General features: G+C 61.2%; 22 protein-coding genes and 4 pseudogenes. 16 read left to right on the forward strand and 10 right to left on the reverse strand.

Annotation, left to right across the window (positions count from 1 at the left end; all coding sequences use genetic code 11):
• Positions 1 to 3 precede the first annotated feature (3 nt).
• The 4 genes from J3489_RS24400 to J3489_RS24415 are packed head-to-tail and all read left to right on the forward strand — an operon-like array spanning position 4 to position 2,589.
• Positions 4 to 528, forward strand: coding sequence for a fumarylacetoacetate hydrolase family protein (locus J3489_RS24400; protein WP_207002459.1), 525 nt, complete (start codon positions 4 to 6; stop codon positions 526 to 528).
• A complete protein-coding gene (locus J3489_RS24405) occupies positions 525 to 1,787 on the forward strand; it encodes an aromatic ring-hydroxylating dioxygenase subunit alpha (protein WP_207002461.1) in 1,263 nt (420 codons plus the stop codon). Before J3489_RS24400 ends, J3489_RS24405 begins: the two co-directional genes overlap by 4 nt.
• Positions 1,784 to 2,260, forward strand: coding sequence for an aromatic-ring-hydroxylating dioxygenase subunit beta (locus J3489_RS24410; RefSeq protein WP_374193486.1), 477 nt, complete (start codon positions 1,784 to 1,786; stop codon positions 2,258 to 2,260). Before J3489_RS24405 ends, J3489_RS24410 begins: the two co-directional genes overlap by 4 nt.
• Positions 2,261 to 2,262: 2 nt before the next feature.
• The gene (locus tag J3489_RS24415; RefSeq protein ID WP_207002462.1) at positions 2,263 to 2,589 is read left to right on the forward strand and encodes a non-heme iron oxygenase ferredoxin subunit; all 327 of its coding nucleotides are present in this window, start codon (positions 2,263 to 2,265) and stop codon (positions 2,587 to 2,589) included.
• Between the two features lie 131 nt (positions 2,590 to 2,720).
• Here the strand turns inward: J3489_RS24415 and J3489_RS24420 are convergent, their stop codons facing one another.
• Positions 2,721 to 3,143: a hypothetical protein gene (locus J3489_RS24420; RefSeq protein WP_207002464.1), complete on the reverse strand. Its 423-nt coding sequence runs from the start codon at positions 3,141 to 3,143 to the stop codon at positions 2,721 to 2,723.
• A gap of 274 nt (positions 3,144 to 3,417) precedes the next feature.
• Here J3489_RS24420 and J3489_RS24425 point away from each other — a divergent pair.
• Positions 3,418 to 3,894, forward strand: a pseudogene (locus J3489_RS24425) (site-specific integrase); the annotation flags it as partial.
• An 11-nt stretch (positions 3,895 to 3,905) separates the two neighbouring features.
• Here J3489_RS24425 and J3489_RS24430 read toward each other — a convergent pair.
• Complete coding sequence (locus J3489_RS24430; RefSeq protein ID WP_207002466.1) at positions 3,906 to 5,192, reverse strand: adenylosuccinate synthase; 1,287 nt, start codon at positions 5,190 to 5,192, stop codon at positions 3,906 to 3,908.
• A 140-nt stretch (positions 5,193 to 5,332) separates the two neighbouring features.
• Between J3489_RS24430 and gcvA the strand changes: the two genes are divergently transcribed.
• Positions 5,333 to 6,235 (forward strand): transcriptional regulator GcvA, encoded by a 903-nt coding sequence (gcvA, locus tag J3489_RS24435; RefSeq protein WP_207002468.1) that lies wholly within the window; start codon positions 5,333 to 5,335, stop codon positions 6,233 to 6,235.
• A gap of 7 nt (positions 6,236 to 6,242) precedes the next feature.
• Here the strand turns inward: gcvA and J3489_RS24440 are convergent.
• Positions 6,243 to 7,588: pseudogene (locus J3489_RS24440) on the reverse strand (MFS transporter).
• Positions 7,589 to 7,606: 18 nt separating this feature from the next.
• Positions 7,607 to 8,482, reverse strand: a complete 876-nt coding sequence (locus J3489_RS24445; protein ID WP_207002472.1) for a serine hydrolase domain-containing protein — start codon at positions 8,480 to 8,482, stop codon at positions 7,607 to 7,609.
• Positions 8,483 to 8,834: 352 nt separating this feature from the next.
• Between J3489_RS24445 and J3489_RS24450 the strand changes: the two genes are divergently transcribed.
• Both J3489_RS24450 and J3489_RS24455 read left to right on the forward strand, forming a co-directional pair.
• The gene (locus J3489_RS24450; RefSeq protein ID WP_207002474.1) at positions 8,835 to 9,101 is read left to right on the forward strand and encodes a hypothetical protein; all 267 of its coding nucleotides are present in this window, start codon (positions 8,835 to 8,837) and stop codon (positions 9,099 to 9,101) included.
• A gap of 31 nt (positions 9,102 to 9,132) precedes the next feature.
• Positions 9,133 to 9,759, forward strand: a complete 627-nt coding sequence (locus J3489_RS24455) for a cytochrome b (protein WP_207002476.1) — start codon at positions 9,133 to 9,135, stop codon at positions 9,757 to 9,759.
• Positions 9,760 to 9,785: 26 nt separating this feature from the next.
• Here the strand turns inward: J3489_RS24455 and J3489_RS24460 are convergent, their stop codons facing one another.
• The 3 genes from J3489_RS24460 to J3489_RS24470 all read right to left on the reverse strand — a co-directional run bounded on the left by J3489_RS24460 (position 9,786) and on the right by J3489_RS24470 (position 11,921).
• Positions 9,786 to 10,508 (reverse strand): SDR family oxidoreductase, encoded by a 723-nt coding sequence (locus tag J3489_RS24460; protein WP_207002478.1) that lies wholly within the window; start codon positions 10,506 to 10,508, stop codon positions 9,786 to 9,788.
• Positions 10,509 to 10,788: 280 nt separating this feature from the next.
• Positions 10,789 to 11,673, reverse strand: coding sequence for a 4-hydroxy-tetrahydrodipicolinate synthase family protein (locus J3489_RS24465; protein WP_207002480.1), 885 nt, complete (start codon positions 11,671 to 11,673; stop codon positions 10,789 to 10,791).
• A gap of 2 nt (positions 11,674 to 11,675) precedes the next feature.
• A complete protein-coding gene (locus J3489_RS24470) occupies positions 11,676 to 11,921 on the reverse strand; it encodes a hypothetical protein (protein ID WP_309491419.1) in 246 nt (81 codons plus the stop codon).
• A 355-nt stretch (positions 11,922 to 12,276) separates the two neighbouring features.
• On the opposite strand from J3489_RS24470, the gene J3489_RS24475 reads away from it, so the two are divergent.
• The 4 genes and pseudogenes from J3489_RS24475 to J3489_RS24490 form a co-directional block, all read left to right on the forward strand.
• The gene (locus J3489_RS24475; RefSeq protein WP_207002533.1) at positions 12,277 to 13,044 is read left to right on the forward strand and encodes a hypothetical protein; all 768 of its coding nucleotides are present in this window, start codon (positions 12,277 to 12,279) and stop codon (positions 13,042 to 13,044) included.
• A gap of 311 nt (positions 13,045 to 13,355) precedes the next feature.
• Positions 13,356 to 14,612, forward strand: a complete 1,257-nt coding sequence (locus J3489_RS24480) for an NYN domain-containing protein (protein ID WP_207002484.1) — start codon at positions 13,356 to 13,358, stop codon at positions 14,610 to 14,612.
• Positions 14,613 to 14,969: 357 nt separating this feature from the next.
• Positions 14,970 to 15,329, forward strand: a complete 360-nt coding sequence (locus J3489_RS24485) for a COG4315 family predicted lipoprotein (protein ID WP_207002536.1) — start codon at positions 14,970 to 14,972, stop codon at positions 15,327 to 15,329.
• Between the two features lie 618 nt (positions 15,330 to 15,947).
• A pseudogene (locus tag J3489_RS24490) lies at positions 15,948 to 16,145 on the forward strand (transposase domain-containing protein); the annotation flags it as partial.
• A gap of 9 nt (positions 16,146 to 16,154) precedes the next feature.
• Here the strand turns inward: J3489_RS24490 and J3489_RS24495 are convergent.
• Positions 16,155 to 16,724 (reverse strand): cysteine hydrolase family protein, encoded by a 570-nt coding sequence (locus J3489_RS24495; protein ID WP_207002486.1) that lies wholly within the window; start codon positions 16,722 to 16,724, stop codon positions 16,155 to 16,157.
• Between the two features lie 292 nt (positions 16,725 to 17,016).
• Between J3489_RS24495 and J3489_RS24500 the strand changes: the two genes are divergently transcribed.
• Entirely contained in the window at positions 17,017 to 17,406 is a 390-nt protein-coding gene (locus J3489_RS24500) for a DUF2784 domain-containing protein (RefSeq protein WP_207002487.1), read from the forward strand.
• Here J3489_RS24500 and J3489_RS24505 read toward each other — a convergent pair.
• Positions 17,395 to 19,146 (reverse strand): tetratricopeptide repeat protein, encoded by a 1,752-nt coding sequence (locus tag J3489_RS24505; protein WP_207002491.1) that lies wholly within the window; start codon positions 19,144 to 19,146, stop codon positions 17,395 to 17,397. The two genes, J3489_RS24500 and J3489_RS24505, sit on opposite strands and share 12 nt — an antisense overlap.
• Positions 19,147 to 19,562: 416 nt before the next feature.
• Here J3489_RS24505 and J3489_RS24510 point away from each other — a divergent pair, with 416 nt between their 5' ends.
• Positions 19,563 to 20,726 (forward strand): hypothetical protein, encoded by a 1,164-nt coding sequence (locus tag J3489_RS24510; RefSeq protein WP_207002492.1) that lies wholly within the window; start codon positions 19,563 to 19,565, stop codon positions 20,724 to 20,726.
• An 11-nt stretch (positions 20,727 to 20,737) separates the two neighbouring features.
• On the opposite strand, the gene J3489_RS24515 is transcribed toward J3489_RS24510, so the two are convergent.
• Positions 20,738 to 21,217 carry an AraC family transcriptional regulator gene (locus tag J3489_RS24515; RefSeq protein ID WP_207002493.1) on the reverse strand — a complete coding sequence of 160 codons (480 nt, stop codon included), beginning with the start codon at positions 21,215 to 21,217 and terminating at the stop codon, positions 20,738 to 20,740.
• A gap of 178 nt (positions 21,218 to 21,395) precedes the next feature.
• Between J3489_RS24515 and J3489_RS24520 the strand changes: the two are divergent.
• Positions 21,396 to 21,637, forward strand: a pseudogene (locus tag J3489_RS24520) (ethanolamine permease); the annotation flags it as partial.
• Between the two features lie 41 nt (positions 21,638 to 21,678).
• Positions 21,679 to 23,073: an ethanolamine ammonia-lyase subunit EutB gene (locus J3489_RS24525; protein WP_207002494.1), complete on the forward strand. Its 1,395-nt coding sequence runs from the start codon at positions 21,679 to 21,681 to the stop codon at positions 23,071 to 23,073.
• Positions 23,074 to 23,090 lie beyond the last annotated feature (17 nt).

Raw genomic sequence — 23,090 nt, forward strand, 5'->3', positions numbered from 1 at the left:
GCAATGACAAACCATACCGATTACGCAGCGTCACCTGCACCCGTTTATTCGCTGACCGTACATGGACGCTCCAAGCGTTTCCCGGTCAACCGCATCTTCTGCGTCGGACGTAACTACGCCGCCCACGCACGCGAGATGGGCAAGGATCCGGACCGCGATCCGCCGTTCTTCTTCATGAAGCCTGCGAGCGCCATTGTGGACGCTGCGGCCCCCGTTTCGGTTGCCTATCCGTCGGGTGCCGTGCACCCTGTTGCGGAAACATGTCATCTGGACTCCGAATCAACTGAATTGAAGGTAAACGGGTCGACCAAGCAGGCATCCGATGTGGCGAAGCTCATCTGGTCGACCGCAGAGTGCATCGCGCACCTGTCGCTCTATGAACCGCTGCGTCCCGGCGATTTGATCATGACGGGAACGCCGGAAGGCGTGGGGCCCGTGGTGGCTGGAGACGCGATGCGCGGCCGAATCGAAGGTCTCTCGGAAGTGGCCGTGACCGTGATCCAGCAGACGATGGAGGCAACGCAATGACATCCGCAATATTCCCTCAAACCGTCAGGTGGGAGGACGAGGGTACCAGCCGTATCCCGTTCATGGCGTACACCGACGAGTCGACCTACAAGAAGGAACTGGAAAGGTTCTTCTACCGCAACCATTGGTGCTACGTCGGCCTGGAAGCCGAGATTCCGAACCCCGGCGACTTCACCCGCACCACGATTGGCGAGCGGTCCGTCATCATGGTCCGTGGCACCGACGGCAAGGTCAATGTCATCGAAAATGCGTGTGCCCATCGCGGCATGGCGTTTTGCAGGGAGCGTCACGGCAATCGGAAGGACGGGTTCACCTGTCCGTACCATCAGTGGAATTACACGCTGGAGGGCAATCTGCAGGGCGTTCCGTTCCGGCGGGGGGTGAAGCGGGACGGCAAGGTGCACGGCGGCATGCCGTCTGACTTCAGGATGGAGGACAACGGCCTGACGAAGCTGAAGGTCGCCACGCGCGGCGGGGTCGTCTTTGCGTCCTTTGACCACGGGGTCGAGTCGTTCGAGGATTTCCTCGGCCCGACGATCCTGCAGTGTTTCGACAGGACGTTCAACGGCCGGAAGCTGAAGATTCTCGGCTACAACCGGCAGCGCATTCCGGGGAACTGGAAGCTGATGCAGGAGAACATCAAGGATTCCTATCATCCTGGTCTTCTGCATACGTGGTTCGTGACCTTCGGACTCTGGCGCGCCGACAACCGGTCTGCGCTGAAGATGGACGCGCGCAACCGGCATGCCGCGATGATCTCCACGCGGGGCAACTCGCTCAAGACGTCGGAGGTGTCGCAGGTCGCGCGTTTCAAGGAGGACATGCAGCTCAACGACCCGCGCTTCCTGGATATCGTGACGGAGCCCTGGTGGTGCGGCCCGACTGCGGTGATGACGACCATCTTCCCGAGTGTCATCCTCCAGCAGTCGGTCAACAGCGTCTCGACGCGGCAGATCCAGCCCAACGGACACGGCTCTTTCGACTTCTTCTGGACGCACTTCGCGTTCGAGGACGATTCCGAGGAGATGATTCAGCGCCGGCTGAGGCAGGCCAACCTGTTCGGCCCGGCGGGCTTCGTCTCGGCCGACGATGGGGAGGTGATCGAATTCTCCCAGTCGTCGTTCGAAACCCGGCCGTTTCATCGGGCATTGGCTGAGCTCGGCGGACATGAGGTCGCCGACACCGATCACATGGTGAGCGATACGCTCATCCGGGGCATGTATCGCTACTGGCGCGAAGTCATGGAGGCACCGGAATGATGGAGAGCTTAGGAGATTGGACTGCGCTGACGCAGCTATACGCAGACTATGCGAGCGCAGTGGACTCCGGCAACTGGAGCCTTTGGCCGGAGTTCTTCACCGAGCAGTGCGTCTACCGCTTGCAGCCCCGGGAAAACTTCGAACGCGGATTTCCACTTGCGACACTTTCGTTCGAAAACAAGGGGATGCTCAAGGATCGCGTCTACGGCATCCAGGAGACCATTTTCCACGACCCGTACTATCAGCGGCACATTGTGGGCGCGCCGTTGGTTCGCAAGGTCGAGGACGGTCGCATCTACAGCGAAGCCAATTACGTCGTGATCCGCACGAAGCTGAATCAGTTGTCGACCGTGTTCAACGCCGGTCGTTACATCGACGAAATCGTTGCGATGCCCGACGGCTTGAAGTTTGCCTCGCGCCTGGCGATCTACGACAGCGAAATGATTCCGAACTCCATCATCTATCCAGTCTGATCATGAATACCGAAGCAACTTCTTCGTGGCAGGATGCCATCGCGGTCGATGACGTGCCGGCCAATGACGTGGTCGGGGTGATCATTGCCGGAAAGGACCTCGCCATCTACAGCGTGGATGGCGACATCTTCGCCTCCGACAACCTGTGCACCCACGGCCACGCCCGGCTTTGTGACGGGTTTCTTGACGGTCACGATATCGAATGCCCACTGCACCAGGGGAAGTTCGACGTTCGCTCAGGCGAGCCGACCTGTGCCCCGGTGACCGAGGCCATCCGGACCTATCCCATCAAAATCGAGAACGGCCGGGTCTACGTCGCCTTCGAGTAGGAAGGCACTCCACCAGAACATATAGAGGGGTGTTTCCATGAAGCCCATTTTGATTTCATCTGCCGTTCGCCGACCGTCATGTTTGGAGCCGGCCGCCCGGCCCCGGTGAGTGTGCGACTGCGCGGTGTCCATCAGAGGCGGTTCGACGATCGGGCTCGGCAATCGACTTTGGGTGCGATCCCGACCGGGCCGGCAAACTGGTACGGTTGCGGCTCGAAATCGCCCGCCGGCATCTCGAACGGTTGGGCGCCAGCCTCGGCAATGCCAGCCAGCGCTTCCCGCAGTGACTGAATCTCCGCAGCGTCCAGTTCGGCTTCTCGAAGAAGGCGAGCTTCGCACATTACGCGACCTTGCAGGACTTCACCCGGCGCCGCCTCGCGCCATTTACGAAGATATGTTGCCGTCCTCCAGCGCTCATATGTCGAACGCTGCGCAGCCTGGTGCAGGGGGCTACGGTGCCAGGCGTCCATTTGTTCAGCACTCTCCAAGTGCACGCCGAAAAACAACCACGTCGAATCGAGGATCGCCCCCCCCGAACACAGCTTGGAACCCATCCATGCTTCATGGCAATAGGTACCATCTTGTTGTAGTACTCAAAGAAACCGGCCTCCTTGCCGGGAACGATCTTGAATCCAGCCTCGACGATTGTGCGGGTACGTTGTGCTGCGCTCGTTGGCATTGCGTCTTCGCCAATATGCTTTGAAGCCCATCTGCGTATTCCACGCAAATCGAATAGCCGTTCCACTCCACGCGAAACCGAGCAGCGATTCCACGGCAAGCCGATCCCACCGTTGGGGAGCTGGAACATGAAGTTGCGTGGCGGGTAGCCGCGCCGACGAGCACGGCGATCACTGGCTACATCTCGTCGGCAAGGGCGGCAAGCTGGGCAAGGTCGCAATACCGCCGCTAGCGCGTATAGCGCTCGATCAATAACTGGCGCAACACAGGCCGCCGGTTGCGCCGACACGATGGGATCCGGCGACGCCAATCCTGACGAGCCTCGAGAAGGAAAGCGCGGCCATCGAGACCGCGCGGCTCCGGCGTGTGCTGCGGCGCTTATTCCTGCTGGCCGCCGAGGCCATTCAGGACGAACGGCCCGCGATCGTGCAGACGCTGCGGCGGGCCAGTCCGCACTGGATGCGGCACACGCATGCCTCACATGCACTGGCGCGCGGGGCAGACCTGATCATGGTGTGCGACAACCTGCGCCATGCGTCGATCTCAATGACCTCGACCTATCTGCATGGGGGCGAAGTTAAACGAGCAAGGCAATTCAATCGGGCATTCGGACCGCGGTCTGTGTAAAGCGGTCGTCTCTATATTTCAAAGGGGTCATGCAGTACGATCGTATCGTTGCGCTCTGGGCCCGTCGTGATCAGGGACAGCGGAGCGCCAGCGATCACTTCAACGCGCTTGACAAAATCGCGTGCTTCCCTCGGCAGATCGCTGAAGCGCTTTTGTCCTTTGACCGGCTGAGACCATCCCATGAAACGTTCATACACCGGCTTCGCACGCGATTGGGCCGCTAGGCTCGCCGGTAAGAAATCCGTACGTTGCCCGTTGATCTCATAGCCGACGCAAATGTCGATGAAGTCGAGCCCATCCAGAACGTCCAACTTCGTCAAGGCCAATGAATCGATGCCCGAAACTTTCACGCTTTGCCGCAACTGTGCACCGTCCAGCCATCCACAGCGGCGTGGCCGCCCAGTATTGACACCAAACTCTCGGCCTCTGTCCCTGAGCATCGCGCCAATCTCATTCTGAAGCTCGGTTGGGAAAGGGCCCTCGCCGACTCGGGTCGCGTAGGCCTTGGTCACCCCAAGCACGTGTCCAAGTCGCGAAGCTCCGAGCCCCGTTCCTGTGGCTGCCGCCGACGCGATCGTGCTGGATGAGGTGACGTAAGGATAACTGCCCCAATCCACGTCGAGCATGACGGCCTGGGAACCCTCGAAGAGAATCTTCTTGCCTTCATCGCTTGCTTCATTGAGGTATGCCCAGACTGGGCGGACGAACCGAAGCACCCGGGGAGCGATGTCGCGGAGCATCGGCAACATCGAGTCCCGGCTAAAGCCATCGAGCCCCAGTCCCTTGAACCAGGCATTGCGATAATCGAGCAACGCATCGAGCTTTTTCGCGAGCAGATCCGGTTCGGCGAGATCGCAAACACGCAGGCCGCGACGACCGACCTTGTCCTCGTACGCCGGGCCGATTCCTCGCAACGTGGTTCCGATGGGTTCACGACGCAGTTTCTCCTGCGCGAGATCGACTGCTCGGTGGATGGGCAACACGAGCGTCGCATTCGCCGCAATCGCAAGATTGTCCGGCGTCACGGTGAGACCGAGTTGCTCCATGCGCGCGATTTCGGCGAGCAGTGCCTCTGGATCAAGAGCCACGCCATTTCCGATGACGCCGCATTTTCCTCTCACGAGGCCGCTTGGAAGCAACGCGAGCTTATAAGTCTTTCCATCGACGACGAGCGTGTGCCCTGCATTGTGACCGCCGTTGTAGCGCGCCACGATGTCCGCTTCTCCTGCGAGCCAGTCCACAAGACGCCCCTTTCCTTCATCGCCCCACTGGGCACCGACTACCACGACATTCGACATATTTAAGGTCCGTGTGAGAATTTGAAACGCGGTCGCCTGCCACGAGCGACCGTTTGTCGGTAATATAGGCCCCGGCAATCGCTCAAATCAAACCATTAAACTTGAGAGATCGCGTGAGAATTATTCACGCGAAACAATAGATGGGCCGAAAACTTCCACCATTGAATTCGCTACGCGCTTTCGAGGCAGCCGCGCGTCTGGGCAGCTTCTCACTTGCCGCGGATGAGTTGTGCGTGACGCATGGCGCGATCAGCAGGCACGTCCAGCAACTTGAGGTGTGGCTCGGACGTCCCCTGTTCGAGCGATATAACAGGCGGGTTGCGTTGACCGAAGCGGGGAGCGGTTATCTGGCAGAGATCGGGGCTTCGTTTGATCGCATCGCGCTCGCTACCTCGCAGCAGATGCAACGCGGGCAACAAAAGGTCCTACGTGTGAGCGCGCCGGCTACTTTCTCCCTACGCTGGCTCGTACCGAGGCTTTCTTCTTTTCAGTTTGTCAATCCGACAATCGAGGTGCGGCTCTTGACCTCGAACGAACCAATCGAAAAACTGCGTGTCGATATCGACATCCTCATTCGAGGCGGACCGCAAAATATCGACGGATATGTCGCCGAGGAGTTTCTCTCAGAAGTGCGTCTTCCCGTGTGCTCGCCGAAGATCCTCGAGGGCAAGACGCTGAAAGAACCGAGTGATCTGGTCAACTTCACGCTCTTGCATGCGGCAACCTATCCCAGCATGTGGCCGAACTGGCTGGCGGAAGCCGGCCATGGCGATCTCAGGCCACGGCAATCGCTCACGCTCGAACATTTCTATTTGACGCTGCGAGGCGCGCTCGACGGGCTCGGCGTGGCAATGGGACCGACTGCGCTAGTTGCGGACGATATCGCCGAAGGGCGGCTCGTGCGTCCCTTCGAAGGGCCGGCGCTTCCGCCCTGGCGCTATTTCACCTACGTCGCCGATTCCCGGGTCGAGGATCGAGCCGTTCAGGCATTCAGGGACTGGCTCAGAAGCACCGGCGGCGCTGCAGCGCTCGCTGGGGAGTGAGGCCAATTCAAGCGGGCACGGCGCGCGGCGGCCAAGAGGCGCGCGACAGCAGACGCCCGCTCAGCAACAAAAGCGCGAGCGCTGCGAACAGCGGCCCGAAACCCATCAACGCGAGCGATATATTGAAACTTCCGCTGGCGTCCTTGAGATAGCCCAACGCATACGGACCGCAGTAACCGCTGAGCCTGCCGATCGAATTGATCAACGCGATGCCGACGGGTCTCGTCGAGCCGGACAATACCCCGGGAGCGGTTCCCCAAAAGGTCCCAAGAAAGACGAAGATGTCGACGGCGCATACGCACAGGACGACGAGCGTCGCCGATGGCGTCGTAGCCCAGCGAACGGCGAACAGAGAGATCGAAGCGATCGCGCATCCGGCACACAACAGCCACAGTTGGCGCGTTTTTATTTGCGCGACGCGCGAGGCCAACAGCATGGCGGTGGCACCGAGCGTATAAGGAAGCGCGGATAGCCAGCCGACCGTCGAATCGGATATGCCGAAATCCTTGACGACCAAAGGCAGCCACATGCCAAACGCGTACCGCGCGAAATTGACGCCGAACGACATCGCCCCCAGCAGCCAAACGGCGGGATCTAGGACGGCCCCGGCGACGCCGGATCGTTCGTGTAGCGGACGAGACTCCGCGGCGAGCGCTTGCAGCAACCAGCGCCTCTCACTTTCACTGATGAACGTGGCCGCCGCCGGGTCGCGCGGTAACGTGGCGAGAACGACGACGCCCAGTACGAGCGCCGGCAGGCTCTCTAGGATGAACAACCATTTCCAGCCCGCGAGCCCGAGATAGCCGTCAAGGCCGAGAATAAGGCCCGACATCGGACCGCCGACGACCGACGAAACCGGCATGGCCAGGAAGAAGGCGCTGACGGCGCGAACGCGGTAGCGTTGAGAGAACCACCAGCCGAGATACAAGATCACGCCGGGCAGAAAGCCGGCCTCCGCGGCTCCCAGGAAGAAGCGCAGAACATAGAAGGGGAAGACGATGAGCTTGTCAGGGCCATCATCGCGGAGATGATTCCCCAACTCAACATGATTCGGGAAATCCACCGCCGCGCGCCGAGCCTTTGCAACAGCAGATTGCTGGGCACTTCGAAGAGAAAATACGCGACTAAGAAGATGCTGGCGCCCAACCCGTACTGAGTGCTGGTCAAGCCGAGTTTCTTGTGCATGTGCAGTGCGGCGAAAGCCACATTGACACGGTCAAGATAAGCTGACAGATAAGAAAGAAACAGCAGAGGAGCGATGCGCCACCCGATCTTGCGCATCAGTTGCTTTTCGTCGACGCAGACAGCGTTACGCGTATCCATCACCACACCGAGATTCACATCCCAAGCCATAGTTTTATCCGGTCAACTTCATGCACACAAAGACGCGATCTCACGACCGATTGCCTCACTGCTGATAAAAGGCACGTCACAATTCGAGAGATAGATAAGGGATAATTTCGGCCTCGTCATACGCAGGATGACGCTCTTGAAGCCATCCATCCGCCCGCCGTGGGAAATGTAGGGTTCGCCCGAAACATTGCTAAATTCCATCCCGCAGCCGTACATCAAGTCGTCGGGACGCGATACCGCCGGAAAGGGCAACATCCGCTGAATCATGCCGCCTGGTGGCAACGCGTCATTCCAGAAATTCTTTTCCCACTTGATCAGGTCGTCCACGCTGGTCATCAGGCCAACATCGCCGACGACGTCGAAATTTTTCAGCTTCGAAAGGTAGTTTCCCGGCCGTAGCAAGTCCGGTGCGCATGCGGTGGCCCGTTTTTCGACGACGCGCGCTCGCGCGGTTTCAAAGAATGACTGCTTCATCTTCAGCGGACCGAAGATATGCTCGTCGGCTACCAATGCGAAATCCTTGCGCGTCACCTGCGCCACGACGTCGGCCAGCGTGACGTAGTTGGAATTGGAGTAGACGTAGGTCTGGTCGGGAGGCGACTGCAGCGCGCTTCTTTCGGTAATCGCCTGCCTAACGCGCGCCGTGCCAAAGTAGCTCTTCCCGCCGGCGAAGCCTGGAGCAGCGTTCCCATCCGCGCCGAGGATCTCGACGCTCTTCGATACGTAGTCCGCGGCGCCGCTGGTATGGCGCATGAGGTCCATAATGCGAAGCGGGTAGGGAAACGCGTGACAGTAGTCGAGATACTCCCGCGCGTCGTCGTCGAGTCGAAGTCTGCCCTCGGCGACGAGTAAAACGAGGATTCCGACACCCGTTTTTTCGAAAGGAGCACGCAAATGGATGCGCCTGACACGGCCCTTCAGGCGTGGGATTCAACGATCACTGGCTGGCTGTGTGTCGCCTTCGAATTAGGTGAGAAGAGCTGGAAGCTGTCGCTGGGAAACGGCGTGCGCGCGCAGCGACGCGAACGTCGCATCGAGGCTCGGTTCTCTATGGCACGCGGGTCGCAGCGTAACTGTTCGGGGCGGGGGGGCATGCCGTCCTCTGTCAGTCAAGTGCACCAGCGCCTTTCCGTATGCACTGCGGGAATAAGTGTTATGTGCCGCCGCGGACTACTGCGTGCAGGACAACTGCCCGATCATGCTCGCTGCGACGTGTCGCCGGGCACTGACCAACAGGGATAACTCCATGACCCAATTCGTCACTCACATCAACGAGACTGTGCCGGAAGTCGAATACATCGGTAAAGGCAAGGCGCAGCAGCCTTCCGAGTTGGGTATTAACGTGAGCCTCGCGCTCATCGAGAAACAAGGGCTGATCATCGATCCGCAGGCGTTCCCGGGCTCCGCCTGCGACGATCACACTCCGGCCGAACAACTCAAACAGACGTCGATCCTGTTGCAGCGGGGAATCCTCACCGCGCTGTGCTCACGCGGGGGGCAACGCCATGCGTAGTATTAGTCGTACGACGCAGACCGCGGACCGTATGGAACGCTATACGCCCGTAGCGCAGGCGCTCCATTGGCTCACAGCGGTACTGATGCTGACGGCAGTAGTCTTGGCATGGGTATTCATGGCGATGCCCAATGCAGCCGGCAGCCGGTTTGCTTTGATTACATTACACAAATCGATTGGCCAGACGATCTTTTTTCTGGCCGTCTTCCGGCAGATCTGGCGCTATCGGCACCCACCGCCTTTGATGAACGGCCGATTTACCCGGTGGGAGGCGTGCGCTGCGTGGTGGAACCATTGGCTTCTCTACGCGATCATGATTCTTATGCCACTCAGCGGCTATATCCTGGCGACAGTGGCTGCCCGCCCTTCGCCTTATTTCTGGCTATTTTACTGGCCACAGCCGTCGCACATCCCGGTCCTGGCGCATGCGGCTCTGCGCGTCCATCTGATCGGGCAGTTCTTTGTTTATGCTTTTGTTGGACTCCACATATTGGGTGCCGGCTGGCATGTGCTCGTGCGACGAGACGGGACTCTCGATCGAATGCTTCCGTCTCAGGATCAAAAGCCAGCTGAATCGGCGAGCTTTCACCCAAATGGATCAAACCGCTGTACAGACTCGCAGACAGTCGTGCCTCATGGCCCTGCAGTTGATCGGTGAGCGATGGTCGGCGTTCGTGCTGCCGCTCAGAAGGCCGCCTTCCCGATCGATGCGCCACCGTCCGCGAACAACGTTTGCCCAGTCATGAACCCCGCGCCATCGGACAGCAAGAAAGCAATCACGTCGGCGATTTCCTGGGGCTTGCCGAAACGCCCCATCGGCACGCTCGCCAAGTAACGCTTTTCGCCGTCGCTTCCGGGCGGATTGTGGGTGCGAAACAGTTCGGTTTCCGTCGGTCCAGGCGCAACGGCATTCACCGTGATGCCGGTCGTCGCCAGTTCCAGCGCCCACGACCGAGTAAAGCTGATCAACGCCGCTTTGGCGGCGGCGTAGGCCGTGCGTTCGACGGCTCCCAACACGGTCAGGCTCGAAACATTCACGATGCGACCCTGCCGCGCCTCGCGCATCGCGGGCAGCGCGGCCTGGACCGTCAGCACCGCCGGATGAAGATTCAGGGCAAGCACAGAGTCGAGATCACTGAGCGCTATCGCGCCCAGCTTTTGCGGCCGCACCAGGCCCACATTGTTGACGATCCCGTCGAAGGCGTACGTAGCGGTCAGCTTGTCCAGCGCGGACTGCGTGGCGTCACTGTCGGCCAGATCGACCGGCACAAGCGTACCGGGAAAACCGGAATCCGATGCGTCGCGCACCAACCCGAAGATGCGATGTCCGTCGCGGGCGAGGCGCTCGGCCAATGCCCGGCCAATACCTTTGCTTGCGCCGGTGATCAAGTAGTTGCGTTGCCGCATGTCGCTTCTCCGATTCAATCAATTTCGTTCAAGCGACACCGCCACATTGATCCGAACGTCTCACTTCCGGGCAAACGATCGCGGTCTTTCAAGTGTGATCATCGGGAATGACGTAGTGCGGGCTTGACGTATCGCACCCGCAATGATCCGCGCAGCGATTGCGCGGCGGTAGCCCGCACGGATGCATAACACTCATTCCTTGAAGCAATACCCAGCGCTCAGACTCGCTGACAAAACCTGTCATGCAATCCAGTTCAGCCTCCACGACGCGCAACGAAAGCTAATTTGTCGCCAAGGCAAACTCGGCCCGCAGGTCCTGCAACGCCGTGCGCGCCTGGTACAAGCGCTCCACTAGTTGCGCCGAAGCGCGCGTGATCGGCATGCGCGTCTCGTCCGTCATGGGATGGTCGAGCGCGAGCATCGCCTTGATTGCAGAGGGATTCGGAGCGGCAAACAACAGCCGCAACACCGGCAGCAAGCTCGCGAACAGCGTGCGTGCCTCTGCGTCGCGGTCTGTCTGGACCCGTTCTTGTACTTCGACCATCAGATCCGCGCAGAAATGCGCGCTTGCCAGAATGCCGCCCGATCCGCCGCGGCCTATGCAGTCGACGAACGCTTCGTCGGTGCCGCACAGCACGCTGACAGGCAAGCTACTCAGTGGGTCGAAGTGATCGTTCACGCATTCCTTGATCGCGAGGATATTCTTATGCTCGAGCAAGCGCGCGACCGTTTCCGGCGCGATCGCCACACCGGTCCGATGCGGCACGTCGTACAGCACGATCGAGCGGCTAGTTGCATGCGCAACCTGTTCGAAGTGCCACTGCACGCCCGCTTGATCCGGGCAGATGTATGACGGCGGCGAGACCAGGTAGCCGACGCAATCCCAACGCTCATAACGCTGGATCTCGCGCAGGACATCACGCGTGTCCGAGCCGCCCACGCCCACCAGCACTGGCAGACGCGCGCCGACAACATCCATTAGCGCCTGCAGCACCGCAACGCGCTCGGCTTCCGACAGCAGCGCCGCTTCGCCCGTGGTGCCCAATGCGACGAAGCCGCTAATCTCCGTGTGCAGATAGGAGTCCGCCAGACGCTGCAACGCGTCGATATCAACCTCGCCGCTACGAAATGGCGTGACGATCGGCAACCAGATTCCTGAATACATGACTAGCACGCCTCCGTGACGGCGCGGCATCGCCGAATCGGCCCGATGGTGGCCTCGGGCTGCGTCGAAATCAGCGTGTGCATCGTGAAGTCAAGGTCGTCTGGGGCGAGGTTGAACTGCACGCGCATGCCGTCGCGAACGACCTCTGTGCTGACGACGTAGACGCCCAGGGGCGAATGCAAAAGCGCGCGCAGTTGCTCTCGCGATCGCTCCACGGTCCGGCCAAGGAGTGTCACGGGTAGCAGCATGCGCGGCGCTCGAAAAGGGATGACGTTGCTGCGTAAGTTCGGCCGTGCACTTTGGGGCCCGGCGTCGAAAACCTTAAGTGATTGTGTTAAAGCCATGAGGTGTGGCAGAGCCGCTGCGGCTGTTTTAGACAGGTTCGAGGGTAGACCCCTCGATATAAACGCTGTGCAAAAATCCGGTCGTCGGGCGAAAAGAAATCATCGCAGCCTGCCAGACAATCGTTGTCACGTCTGAATTCAGCAAAGGCTGCTCTCTGCAATGGCAGTGAGGATCGTTTACCATCACGATTCAGTCAAATCGCAGGGCTGGCAGGCCGTTCGTCCGCGTTGCCGACCCGGGCCCTCGAGTCGAATACACATGCCATATCTGGGAATCGGTCTTCACTTCATTGTGGCGCTGTTCTTTGCCGTACATGCGGTGCGCAGTCGCCAAAACATGTACTGGCTTTTTCTCCTGTTCGTTTTTCCGATGTTTGGCAGCCTTGTGTATTGCTTCGCGGTTTACCTGCCGAGCCTGCGCCAGTCGCGCGGCGCGCGTGCGGCCACTCGGGCGATCACAAAGCTGGTCGATCCCAATCGCGCCGTGCGCGAGGCGCGCTCCGATTTCGACCGCGCACCGACCGTAGAACACCGCATGCGTCTCGGCGCAGCTTTATTCGCGGCGGGCAACGCACGCGAAGCGCTCGAGCACTATCATGCCGCCGCGCACGGCCCTTTCGCCACTGACCCGGCGCTGCTGATGGGTTTGGCGCGGGCTCAGTTCGTTGTCGGCGACCATGCATCAGCTGACGTCACCTTGTGCAGTCTGTTTGCTGCCAACCCGCAGGCTCGTCAGCAGCCTGAACCGGCCTTGCTCTACGCACGTACCCAGGGCGCGCTTGGCGCGTCGGGCACACGTGCCGCATTCGAGCAGGCATTGAGTTGTGCCAGCGATGCGGCGCCCCGTTGTCTTTTCGCCGACTGGCTTGCTGGGCAAGCGGATGATGCGGATCGCCAACGGGCCGCTCGTTTGTACGCGGACATCGCTCACGACGCGAAACACTGGCCGCGCCATGCCCGCGAACACAATCGGGAATGGCTGCAGCGCGCGCAGGCCGCGCTGGCTGCGGAATCTGCGCGTCGATGACCGGTCGTCTCGTTCGGAGGCCGTGGTCCCCAGTTTTGGCAATCGTCGCCGGACCCGCGTCGATTTCGCGATGGCCATACGAATTCAGCGGCCGCAACGGTGAGCCCATGCGGCGAATAGCGTCGTTATTCCCCGCATTTTTTGCGGCGAATAACGAGCCCCGGGCTGACCGAGACCTACGAGCACATGCAACGGCCGCGGGCTACGACATCGCCGCGTAACCGCCCGCCGCATCACAGGCCGCCTCTCACAACCGGCTATCATGTGCTCACCTCAACCCCGCCGCACCATCCGCCCCAGTTGGAGACCCCATGGCCTCACCCCAAGAGAGCGTCAACATGGCGCTGTTTTGCGACTTCGAGAACGTCGCACTCGGCGTGCGCGACGCGAAGTTCGAGAAATTCGACATCAAGCCGGTGCTCGAGCGACTCCTGCTGAAAGGCAGCATTGTCGTCAAGAAGGCCTACTGCGATTGGGATCGCTACAAGACGTTCAAAGCGGCCATGCACGAAGCCAGTTTCGAACTGATCGAAATCCCGCACGTGCGTCAGTCGGGGAAGAACTCGGCCGATATCCGCCTCGTCGTCGATGCGCTCGATCTCTGCTATACGAAGTCGCACGTCGATACCTTCGTCATCATCAGCGGCGACTCGGATTTTTCACCGCTGGTTTCGAAGCTGCGCGAGAACGCGAAAAAGGTGATCGGCGTGGGCGTGAAGAATTCCACATCCGATCTTCTGGTCGCCAACTGCGATGAATTCATCTTCTACGATGACCTCGTGCGCGAAGAGCAGCGAGCGATCGCGAAACGCGAGGCTCGTGCGGTAGCCGCCACGGCAAAGCGTTCATCCGACGAAGACAAGCAGCCAAAGCGCGAATTGGACATACGCAAGGCGGAAGCCATTGCGTTCGCCGTCGAGACCTTCGACGCGCTCGCCTCCGAGCGCGGCGAGGGCGGCAAGATTTGGGCGTCGGTGCTGAAAAGCGCGATCAAGCGCCGCAAACCGGATTTCAGCGAGTCCTATTACGGTTTCCGCGCGTTCGGCAACCTGCTTGACGAGGCGCAATCGCGAGGTTTGCTGGAGGTCGGCCGCGACGACAAATCCGGCGCTTTCGTCTACCGGAGCCATCAGACAGTAGCCGTCGATCTGATGAAGCAGGCTGAAGTGCCGTCGACGGTGGAAGCGCCCGCGCCCAAAGCCAAATCCGGCAAGGAAAAAGGGCGTCACAAGGAGCGTGCCATCCACCCGCCGCAGATTCCCGAGCAGATTCCGTTGCTTGGGGACGCGCAAGCCGTTGAAGAAGCCGCGGTGGACGAAGCGAAGCTGATCGAGCGCAGCGAGCCGCGCGACACGCAAGAGGAAAAGAAGCCGGCGCGCCAGCGCGGGCGCAAAGCCACGGCAAAAAAAGCAGACGCGCCGGTTGCTGCGACACCGCCCGAGAAGACCGCCGTGGCGGATTCTTCCGTGGAAGCGCCGGCTGACTCCAAGCCCGCGAAGCCGTCGCGCAAAACGGCCGCACGCGCCCGTCGTCCGCGCAAGACAGCTGCTGCGGGCGGCGAATCCTGACCTGATCGCGTCGCCGACAGCCCGCGCCGGGGCATTGCGCAATGGTCGGTTGATTCTCTATGGGGCGCCCGCTTTGGCCTAGCGTTTGGCGTTGACACCGAAGTTCGATTGGAGTCCGCTTTCAGGCATGGCCCGCCGGTGTTTGCCGCCGAAAGCGGAATCAACTGGCGCAACGGCGGAGTGGCGTTGCGCGGAATAAGGCGCCTGCCCAATCGTTTACTCGTCGCGGCGGCGGGCACCCGGGCGGGGGCGGCGCCGGCAACCTTTTGCTCGTACCGCTTCCCGCCTCGCGCCTTGAGTCTCCGCTTCCCCATTGCGCCCAAGCACCGCCGCCGCATTTCTACAAGGACGGAAATCATGATCAAGACCTTGCTTTGCATCGCCGCCTGCGCGATCCCCATCGCCTCATACGCCGAGGCGCCCAAAATGGCGAATGGCATGATGGTCGACGACAGCGGCATGACGCTCTACATGTTCGACAAGGACACCGTGCCCGGAAAGAGCGCCTGCACCGGCGGCTGCTCGACGTTGTGGCCCGCAGCCATGGCCGATTCGTATGACAAGGCGAGCGGCGACTGGAGTTTCGTCCCCACGGCCGACGGCAAGAATCAATGGGCCTACAAGGGGCACCCGCTGTATCGCTTCTCCAAAGACACTCAGCCCGGCCAGATGAACGGCGACGGCTTCAAGGGCATGTGGCACGCCGTCAAGCCTTGAAAGCACGCGTAGCGGCAAAAGCGGCGCGCAAGGCGCCGGGTGGCGCACGCTGAGTTACGCGGCGATGAAATCGTCGACGTAGTTCAGCGTGCGAAACTCGCGATTTTGACCGATTCATCGGCAAAATAATCGGTCCCCGCCAATATGCAAAACCGTTGCCGAAAGAGAGGTGTGAATTCGGAAACCATGGCGCTCAAAAGACGAATGTAATACCCATCTCTTCAAATTCGTCCATAAACCAATGCAAGCCGGACCGAGCAATTAACCGGTATTTTCTTCTTGCGCCCCCAATCCCCGCATTCGACCAAGAAAATTCTTCCGATTTAACATTTCCTTTTAACGCCCCGATCGCGAAAATCCTTGATTCCTCTACATTATCCCGGAGCTAAATCCGGCGGTAAAAAGAGGCGAATATGGGAGCCCAGGACATAATCCGGACGATTAACGGCGGGCTGATTCAGAGCGAGCGTCTTCTGAAACTCGATACGCCCCTCGGCGACGACGTCCTGCTGCCGCAACGCCTGATCTGATAACAGGCGCTACTGTCGGCACGTCGGCGCTGAGCCTCCCATAACCACAAGGTGACGATACTTTCTGTTAGAGAAGCATTTCCATAAGCGCCGCGGCTGGCTCGCCGACACTGTCGATGGTGCAACGGCAGGCGCCAATCTTTACTCGCTCGTCGAGACCTGCAAGTCGGGCGGTATCGATCCGTACCGTTACCTCAAGTGGTTGTTCGAGCGTCTGCCGTATGCGCAGACCGTCGACGACTGCGCCGCACTCCTGCCTTCGAACATGCCGGCTGAGCTGCGCTGATCTCCCGCTTTAGCTCGAAGTGCCTAACAGCGCATCCGTAGTCGTGACAATGCAGTATTCGGAGTCCAGGTTGGCTAGCGACATCGCGTGAATATCCTCGGCACTTCGCAACGTCCCGTTCCAGTCGGTCCGAGCGAAAGTGAAGCAGCCATCGGCAACGATCCAGGTCTGGAAGCCTAGATTACCGGCCATGCGAACCGTTGTTTCGACAGAATTGTTCGTGATGACGCCTGCTACGACCAACCGATCGTGGTTCCCCTTGCGAAGGCGGTTTTCCAGATCGGTTCCGATGAATGCACTGTTCGTCTGTTTCGGGATGACGGGCTCACCGGGCATCGGTGCGAACTCTGGCTTGAATTCATGTCCCGGCTGACCAGGTCGGTAGTGAGACTCTGGGCTAGTGGAGTCGTGCCGAACATGCCACACCGGCCAACCCTGGTTGCGCCATCGGACAAGCAAACGGGCAAGTTGCCGCTCGGCATGAGGGTTATTTCGTACGCCCCAACTCGGATGGTCGATTGCTCGCTGAAGATCAATCAGCAGGAGTACGGTACCGGGAGCGGGAAGTGCGGAGCGCATGAGTGCAGACGGATGAGTTGTTGAATCGACATGACGATGTTTCCTAACCGGTAAATCGCGTCAATGCCGACTTTACAGCATGGCGGTCTCCATGTTGACGTGCATGAGCGCCAGAAATATGCGGCTGTCAGCCATCAGTGCAGAAAGGCGTCGTTGAAGGACTGCGTACGTTTAATCCGCAGAATTTCCGAGCCATGCGGAATCGCCCGGGAAGACGGACTACGCGAACGCGATCTCACGCGGACAGGACACCTGCTATAAATCGACCTATAGATTAAGCAGTGTTTCACACATGAGCACGTTGTTAGCCAACGCTGTACTTGTCCTCCACGCATTACTCGCGCTCTTCATCGTGCTCGCACTTCCCGCGATCTGGTTCGGCGCAGCCCTAGGCTGGCAATGGGTCCGCGACCGCCGCTTCCGTTTCACGCATCTTTTCGCGATCTGCATAGTCTCGCTGCTGTCGGTGCTCGGCATCGCATGCCCGCTGACCGTGCTTGAAGATTGGCTGCGCCACGGCACTATCGGGAGCGAGGGCTTTATCCAACACTGGGTGAGCCGTTTGCTCTACTACGATTTGCCGATGTGGGTCTTCACGCTTGCCTATGTCCTCTTCGCTTTGCTGGTGCTGCTGACGTGGCGTCTGATTCCGCCAAGGCGGCGCGAACAATCAATTCGCTGAATTCGCCCCCATCAGCCGCGCCGCCGCGCGCTTCGCGTGCTCCGCTTCGCGCGGTCTTTGCGTCTGGCTATAAAGCCGGCTCAAGTTATCGAGCGTGCGCGCCTGGTCTTGCCGATAAGCAACAGGATCGGTGCGCGACAACCCCTTATAGAGCCCGAGCGCGTGCCGGTACGCGCCTTCGGCTTCGCGCGGCCGCTTGGTCCGGCTGAACAGCACGCCGAGATTGTTGAAGGTGCGTGCTTCGTCCGGCTGAAATTCGACCGGATTGCCGCGCGCCAGCGAATGATAGATCTGCAAGGCATTCATGTAGGCCTGCTGCGCTTCTCGCGGACGGTCTTCGATTCGATAGAGCACGCCGAGATTGCTGAGCGTGCGCGCGAGATCGGGCCGGTATTGCGCGGGCGTTTCGCGCGCGAGCTGCCGGCGGATCGTCACCGCCTCGCGATACGCGTGCTCGGCCTCGGGCAAGCGCTGCATGCCGCTATAGAGATTGCCGAGGTTGTTGAGCGTGCGCGCAAGCGCCGGACGATAAGCAGCGGGATTCTCGCGCACCAGTTGGCGCTGGATGTCGAGCGCCTCGCGATACGCTTGCTCCGCGTCGCTCGCGCGCTGAGCCGCGTCGTAGAGGATGCCCAGGTCGTTCAGCGTCTTCGCGACATCGGGCCGGTACGCGCTGGGGTCGCGCGCCGCGAGCGCGCGGTCGAGCTTCAATGCCTCGCCGTACGCGTCCGCTGCATCCTTCAAGTGCTGCGTATCGCGATAGAGGATGCCGAGATTGTCGAAGGTCTCGGCGACCGCCGGCCCGTAGGTCGCCGGGTCTGCATGCGCGAGGCTCCAATACGCTTCGAGCGTGTGCAGATAGGCGCCTTCCGCTTGCTCCGGCTCCTTCAAGTCGACGTAAAGATGGCCAAGCTTGTCGAGCGTGCGCGCGATCTGCGGCTGCCATTCCGCGGAGTTGTCTTCGGCGAGCGATTGCTCGCGCAACAACAGCGCGCGGAAGACCGTCTCCGAGAGTTCGAACTGCTGCAGCGCGCGAAGCGTATCGCCGTACGCGGCCATGATCTCCGTGTCGTCGGGCTGCAGGACGTAAGCGAGCTGCAGGTACTTCAGCGCGTTCTGCGGGGCAAAGCGCAGCAGCTCGACTACGGCCGCCTCGTATAAGCGACCGGCGTGCATCTCGCTGGACCCTCGCTTATCGGCGAGCAGCGAATCGAGGACGTTCGCGGCGCGTTCGAGGTCGATTTGCTCGATGGCGTCGTCGATCTGCAATTCGCGGGGGTCCGGGCTACGGGTGATCGTCGTTCTGCGCAGCAGGTTGCGATAGCGCTCGTCCCAAAGCCGCGCCTCGGCGGCGAGATCCGTTTCCGAATGCAGCCTGCTCATCGCGGCGAGGCTTTCGATCAAGGGTTCGACATTGTTGAATATGGCATCGGCCGAGCGCTCGTTGCGAATCGCCTGCGCATGCGCAGAAAGCAGCATCGCATTGACGGCCTTCGCGAGCGATACCCGTTGTGCGCTCGACAGACCGTTGGCAGACGCGATTCGATTCAACGCCGAGACCAGGCGCTTGAGCGTCGCGGCCGGCGCGCCGCAGTCGGTCTGCGCCTCAAACCCACGCGTGACGCTCGCCTCGGAAAGCGCCGGCGCGCAAGCGATCGTGGGCGCAGCGGCGCGGCATTCGCCACCCGCCCAAGCGATCGCAGCGCCTGCCAGGACCGACAAAATCACGCGCGTCATCATCTCGTCACGCTCGCAGCCTCGCTTCAAACCAAGCTTGGTTGGCGATGCCCCGCTCGCCGATTCCTTGCGGAAAGAACGTCGTTAGAACACTCTACAGCGTACCGCTTTCCTCAGTCGATACGAAACGCACGCGCCATTCGTATGTTAAGTAACGAACTTAGCCGCCCGGCGCTTCATTGACCTTTCCTCAGAAGTGACACATATTGATTCGTACAAATACCCTCGCCCGACTGCGCGTTCGATTCGCAATACAAATGACGAACGTAAGCACTGCTCTGGATCGAGACCAATTCGAGACCAATAAGGCCACTGGCGCGCGCTCTCGCAGCGCGCCACGAGTGAGGCATCCGGCGATGCAGACAGAAGCGGCGTCTCCCACTGCGGTTCCAATGGCATGCAATCATTGTGGCGCAGCGTTGCCCGAGCACGTCGCCGTCTGTCCGCAATGCGGGGCGAACGTGCTGCTTGAAGTGCTGCCGGCCGCCGAACTGGTGCCGCCTCCGGCGCTGTTGCCTGCGCGCATCTTGCGCCCAAGACCGACGACGATCGATCAAACAGGAACGATCCTGACGGCGCCGCCCCGTCTTGCGCCGGGCGATCTGAACGGCGCGAGGCGATGGGGCATGAGCCGCGGCGCCGCGATCCTTTTGTTCGGTTTTGCGATTGCGTTCGGCACATATGTATCGATTACGCAGCGCGATGTCGCTCTCGTGAAATGGCAAAAGGTCCTGTATCGCAACGAGCCGGGCGCATTGCCGGCGGGCATCGCCAACAATCTGCCGCCGCCGCCGACGTCGGTGCCGCTCGTGGCTTTGCTGGAACGCGAGATCGAGAAGTCGCGCGCCGAAGACGCGAAAGACGAGCAAATTGTTCAAAATGAGCTGACCAAAGCAAACGCGGCTGCGGCGAAGAAAGGGGCGGCTGCAACAGCGCCTGCCGCACCCGTTGCGCCACCGCATCCTGCGAAGCCGAAAGCCGCTGCCGTGGCGAGCGCTGCGCCGGCCCGCGAGCGCGCGAGCGAACCGCGCAAGACGGAAACCGTCGTGCAAAAGCCGGCGGACAAACCGATTCAAAAGCCGGCGGAGAAACCCGTCGTGGCGGCGGTCGAAAGAACGGCGGGGCCCGCGGTCGAAAAAACGGAAGCGCCTAAGGCGCAGCAGCGAGCCACGATTGCAAGCCAACCGGGCGGCGACGCCATCCAGCGTGCCGCGCAGGCCTGCGATAAGCAGGACTCGGCAGGCTGCATACGCCGGCAACTGGTGCGGACAGAGGGCATCGATCGCGTCGATAAATCTGAACAAAGCGGCGCGATCGAAGCGGGCGGTGCGGAGCCGAAGGCGGCCGCGCGCGAGCGCCTGACGCGCGAACCCGTTCGCCCCGTTGCGACCGCCATCGCGCCCACTCCGGTCGCTGCCGCTCGCAAAGTCGCGACACCGGATTTAGCGGCATCGGTCGTGCGCGGATCCGCTGCTGGCCCGGCAGGCGAATCGCCGCAGGCGAAAGCGCCGCTTGCTCCGGTGCAACGCCTCGCGGCGACCGCGGCCACGGAAGACTTCAACCGCTTGTATCGCGGCCATTAATACGAATCGCGCTACGACGCCTGCCGCAACGGCACGCAGATATCGGTCAGCAATTCGGAAGGCGGCGTGTTGCGCGGATTATTCAAATACTCTTCGAACCCCGGCGCATCGGCGGCTTGGCGGCCTGACTGCGGCAGCCATTCGCCGTAGAGCCATTGATAAGCGGCGGCCATGTCCGCATACGGCCCCTTGTGGCGCAGCACGGCGTACTCGCCGCCGGCGATTTCCGCGCGCGACAGCGGCGCCGCGATCTCGACCGGCACCGCCAGCACCGCGCCCGCCTTCGAGCGCAGCGCAGCTTCCGCCACTACGCCGGGATCGTCGTAAAAGATGCCGACGGCGTGCTGGACCGAGTCCAGCAGATTGTTCGACGCCAGCCATCCGAACAGTGTGTCGAACGCCTTGCCGATCTGCATGTACGAGCCGGTGTGATCGATCGTCACCGCCGTCATGGCCGGGATGTTCCGAATTTCCACTTCGCGCGTCGCCATGGGGTCGCCTCCTGGTTCCTGTGGCCGAAAGCGCCGGTGCCGGCTACTCTTGCCGTTCTAACCGCGCAGCGCCGACGGCATGCCGAACACGAAGAACCTTATATGACGCACATGAACAATCGCTTTCAGAATGCTTTCGTCGACATCGTTAAGTTTGCCGAATTTCGATAACACCTCGGCGGGCGCCGCGGGCGACTGGACCAAGTTCGCCAACATCAACGATCCGCTTCCGCACGCGATGAAATACATCGTCGGCGCGAACAGCGGCCGGATGCACATGTTCGTGTGGCTCGGGCTGCCCGGGCTCGTCGCGTCGTTCCACGGCATCATCTCGGCGGCCAGGCGCTCACGGCCAATATCGTGACGATGTCCGTGTTTGGCGCTATCTTGATGCACATCGTCAGCATGCTTGCGCTGTTCCCCTAAGGGGACTTCCTACGGGGCGAGGGACGGGAGGCATCGTGAACTATTCGGAGACCATCGGCGCGCGGACCTACCGGTTCGCCGATTTGAAGACCCTGCTTGCGAAGGCGAGCCCGCTGCGCTCCGGCGACGAGCTCGCCGGCGTCGCGGCGGCGAGCGAGGAGGAGCGCGTCGCCGCAAAGATGGCGCTCGCGCAGGTGCCGCTTGCGACGTTCCTCAACGAAGCGCTGATCCCTTACGAAAGCGACGAGGTCACGCGGCTCATCGTCGATACGCATTCGCGCGAAGCGTTCGCGGAGATTTCGCACCTGACGGTCGGCGATTTCCGCAACTGGCTGCTCGCCGATACGACCGACACGGCGGCGCTCACGCGCATCACGGCGGGACTCACGCCGGAGATGGTCGCGGCGGTGTCGAAGCTCATGCGCAATCAAGACTTGGTGATTGCCGCGAAAAAGCGTCCGGTGGTCACGCGCTTTCGCAACACGGTGGGCTTGCCGGGACATATGTCGGTGCGCCTGCAGCCGAACCATCCGACCGACGACGTGAAGGGCATCGCCGCCTCGATGCTCGACGGCCTGATGTACGGCTGCGGCGACGCGATGGTCGGCATCAACCCCGCCACCGACAGCCTCGCCGCGATCACGACACTCCTCGCGATGGTCGACGATTTCCGCCAGCGTTACGGCGTGCCGACGCAATCGTGCGTGCTCACGCACGTCACGAACACGATTGCCGCGATCGAAAAGGGCGCGCCGGTGGATCTCGTGTTTCAGTCGGTCGCGGGCACCGAGAAGGCGAATGCGGGCTTCGGCATCACGCTCGCGCTGCTGCAGGAGGCGTATGACGCGGCGCTGTCGCTCAAGCGCGGCACGGTCGGCGACAACGTGATGTACTTCGAAACGGGCCAGGGCAGCGCGCTGTCCGCGAACGCGCATGACGGCGTCGATCAGCAGACGTGCGAAGTGCGCGCGTATGCGGTCGCGCGGCACTACAACCCGTTCCTCACGAACACGGTGGTCGGCTTCATCGGGCCCGAGTATCTGTACGACGGCAAGCAGATCATCCGCGCGGGCCTCGAAGACCACTTCTGCGGCAAGCTGCTCGGCGTGCCGATGGGCTGCGACATCTGCTACACGAACCACGCGGAAGCCGATCAGGACGACATGGACACCCTGCTGACGCTGCTCGGCGTCGCGGGCATCAACTTCATCATGGGCGTGCCGGGCGCCGACGACGTCATGCTCAACTATCAGAGCACGTCGTTTCATGACGCGCTCTACGTGCGCGACGTGCTGGGCCTGCGCCGTGCACCGGAGTTCGAGGATTGGCTCGAAGCGATGCAGATCGCCGATGCGCGCGGCGTGCTGCTGTCGGCGTCGCCGCGGCAGCCGCTCTTGGCTGGTGTCAGCGAATGGATGGGCGTGGCATGAACTCCCCCCCACGACGG

It is taken from the genome of Trinickia mobilis, from assembly GCF_017315705.1.
GTDB lineage: Bacteria > Pseudomonadota > Gammaproteobacteria > Burkholderiales > Burkholderiaceae > Trinickia_A > Trinickia_A mobilis.

Coding starts and splice junctions, on each gene's coding strand:
- J3489_RS24400 (WP_207002459.1), top strand. CDS start 4: ATGACAAACCATACCGATTACGCAGCGTCACCTGCACCCGTTTATTCG.
- J3489_RS24465 (WP_207002480.1), bottom strand. CDS start 11,673: ATGTATTCAGGAATCTGGTTGCCGATCGTCACGCCATTTCGTAGCGGC.
- J3489_RS24410 (WP_374193486.1), top strand. CDS start 1,784: ATGATGGAGAGCTTAGGAGATTGGACTGCGCTGACGCAGCTATACGCA.
- J3489_RS24450 (WP_207002474.1), top strand. CDS start 8,835: ATGACCCAATTCGTCACTCACATCAACGAGACTGTGCCGGAAGTCGAA.
- J3489_RS24405 (WP_207002461.1), top strand. CDS start 525: ATGACATCCGCAATATTCCCTCAAACCGTCAGGTGGGAGGACGAGGGT.
- J3489_RS24415 (WP_207002462.1), top strand. CDS start 2,263: ATGAATACCGAAGCAACTTCTTCGTGGCAGGATGCCATCGCGGTCGAT.
- J3489_RS24500 (WP_207002487.1), top strand. CDS start 17,017: ATGAGCACGTTGTTAGCCAACGCTGTACTTGTCCTCCACGCATTACTC.
- J3489_RS24480 (WP_207002484.1), top strand. CDS start 13,356: ATGGCCTCACCCCAAGAGAGCGTCAACATGGCGCTGTTTTGCGACTTC.
- J3489_RS24515 (WP_207002493.1), bottom strand. CDS start 21,217: ATGGCGACGCGCGAAGTGGAAATTCGGAACATCCCGGCCATGACGGCG.
- J3489_RS24495 (WP_207002486.1), bottom strand. CDS start 16,724: ATGCGCTCCGCACTTCCCGCTCCCGGTACCGTACTCCTGCTGATTGAT.
- J3489_RS24430 (WP_207002466.1), bottom strand. CDS start 5,192: ATGTCGAATGTCGTGGTAGTCGGTGCCCAGTGGGGCGATGAAGGAAAG.
- J3489_RS24505 (WP_207002491.1), bottom strand. CDS start 19,146: ATGATGACGCGCGTGATTTTGTCGGTCCTGGCAGGCGCTGCGATCGCT.
- J3489_RS24475 (WP_207002533.1), top strand. CDS start 12,277: ATGCCATATCTGGGAATCGGTCTTCACTTCATTGTGGCGCTGTTCTTT.
- J3489_RS24485 (WP_207002536.1), top strand. CDS start 14,970: ATGATCAAGACCTTGCTTTGCATCGCCGCCTGCGCGATCCCCATCGCC.
- J3489_RS24470 (WP_309491419.1), bottom strand. CDS start 11,921: ATGCTGCTACCCGTGACACTCCTTGGCCGGACCGTGGAGCGATCGCGA.
- J3489_RS24420 (WP_207002464.1), bottom strand. CDS start 3,143: ATGGGTTCCAAGCTGTGTTCGGGGGGGGCGATCCTCGATTCGACGTGG.
- J3489_RS24460 (WP_207002478.1), bottom strand. CDS start 10,508: ATGCGGCAACGCAACTACTTGATCACCGGCGCAAGCAAAGGTATTGGC.
- gcvA (WP_207002468.1), top strand. CDS start 5,333: ATGGGCCGAAAACTTCCACCATTGAATTCGCTACGCGCTTTCGAGGCA.
- J3489_RS24455 (WP_207002476.1), top strand. CDS start 9,133: ATGGAACGCTATACGCCCGTAGCGCAGGCGCTCCATTGGCTCACAGCG.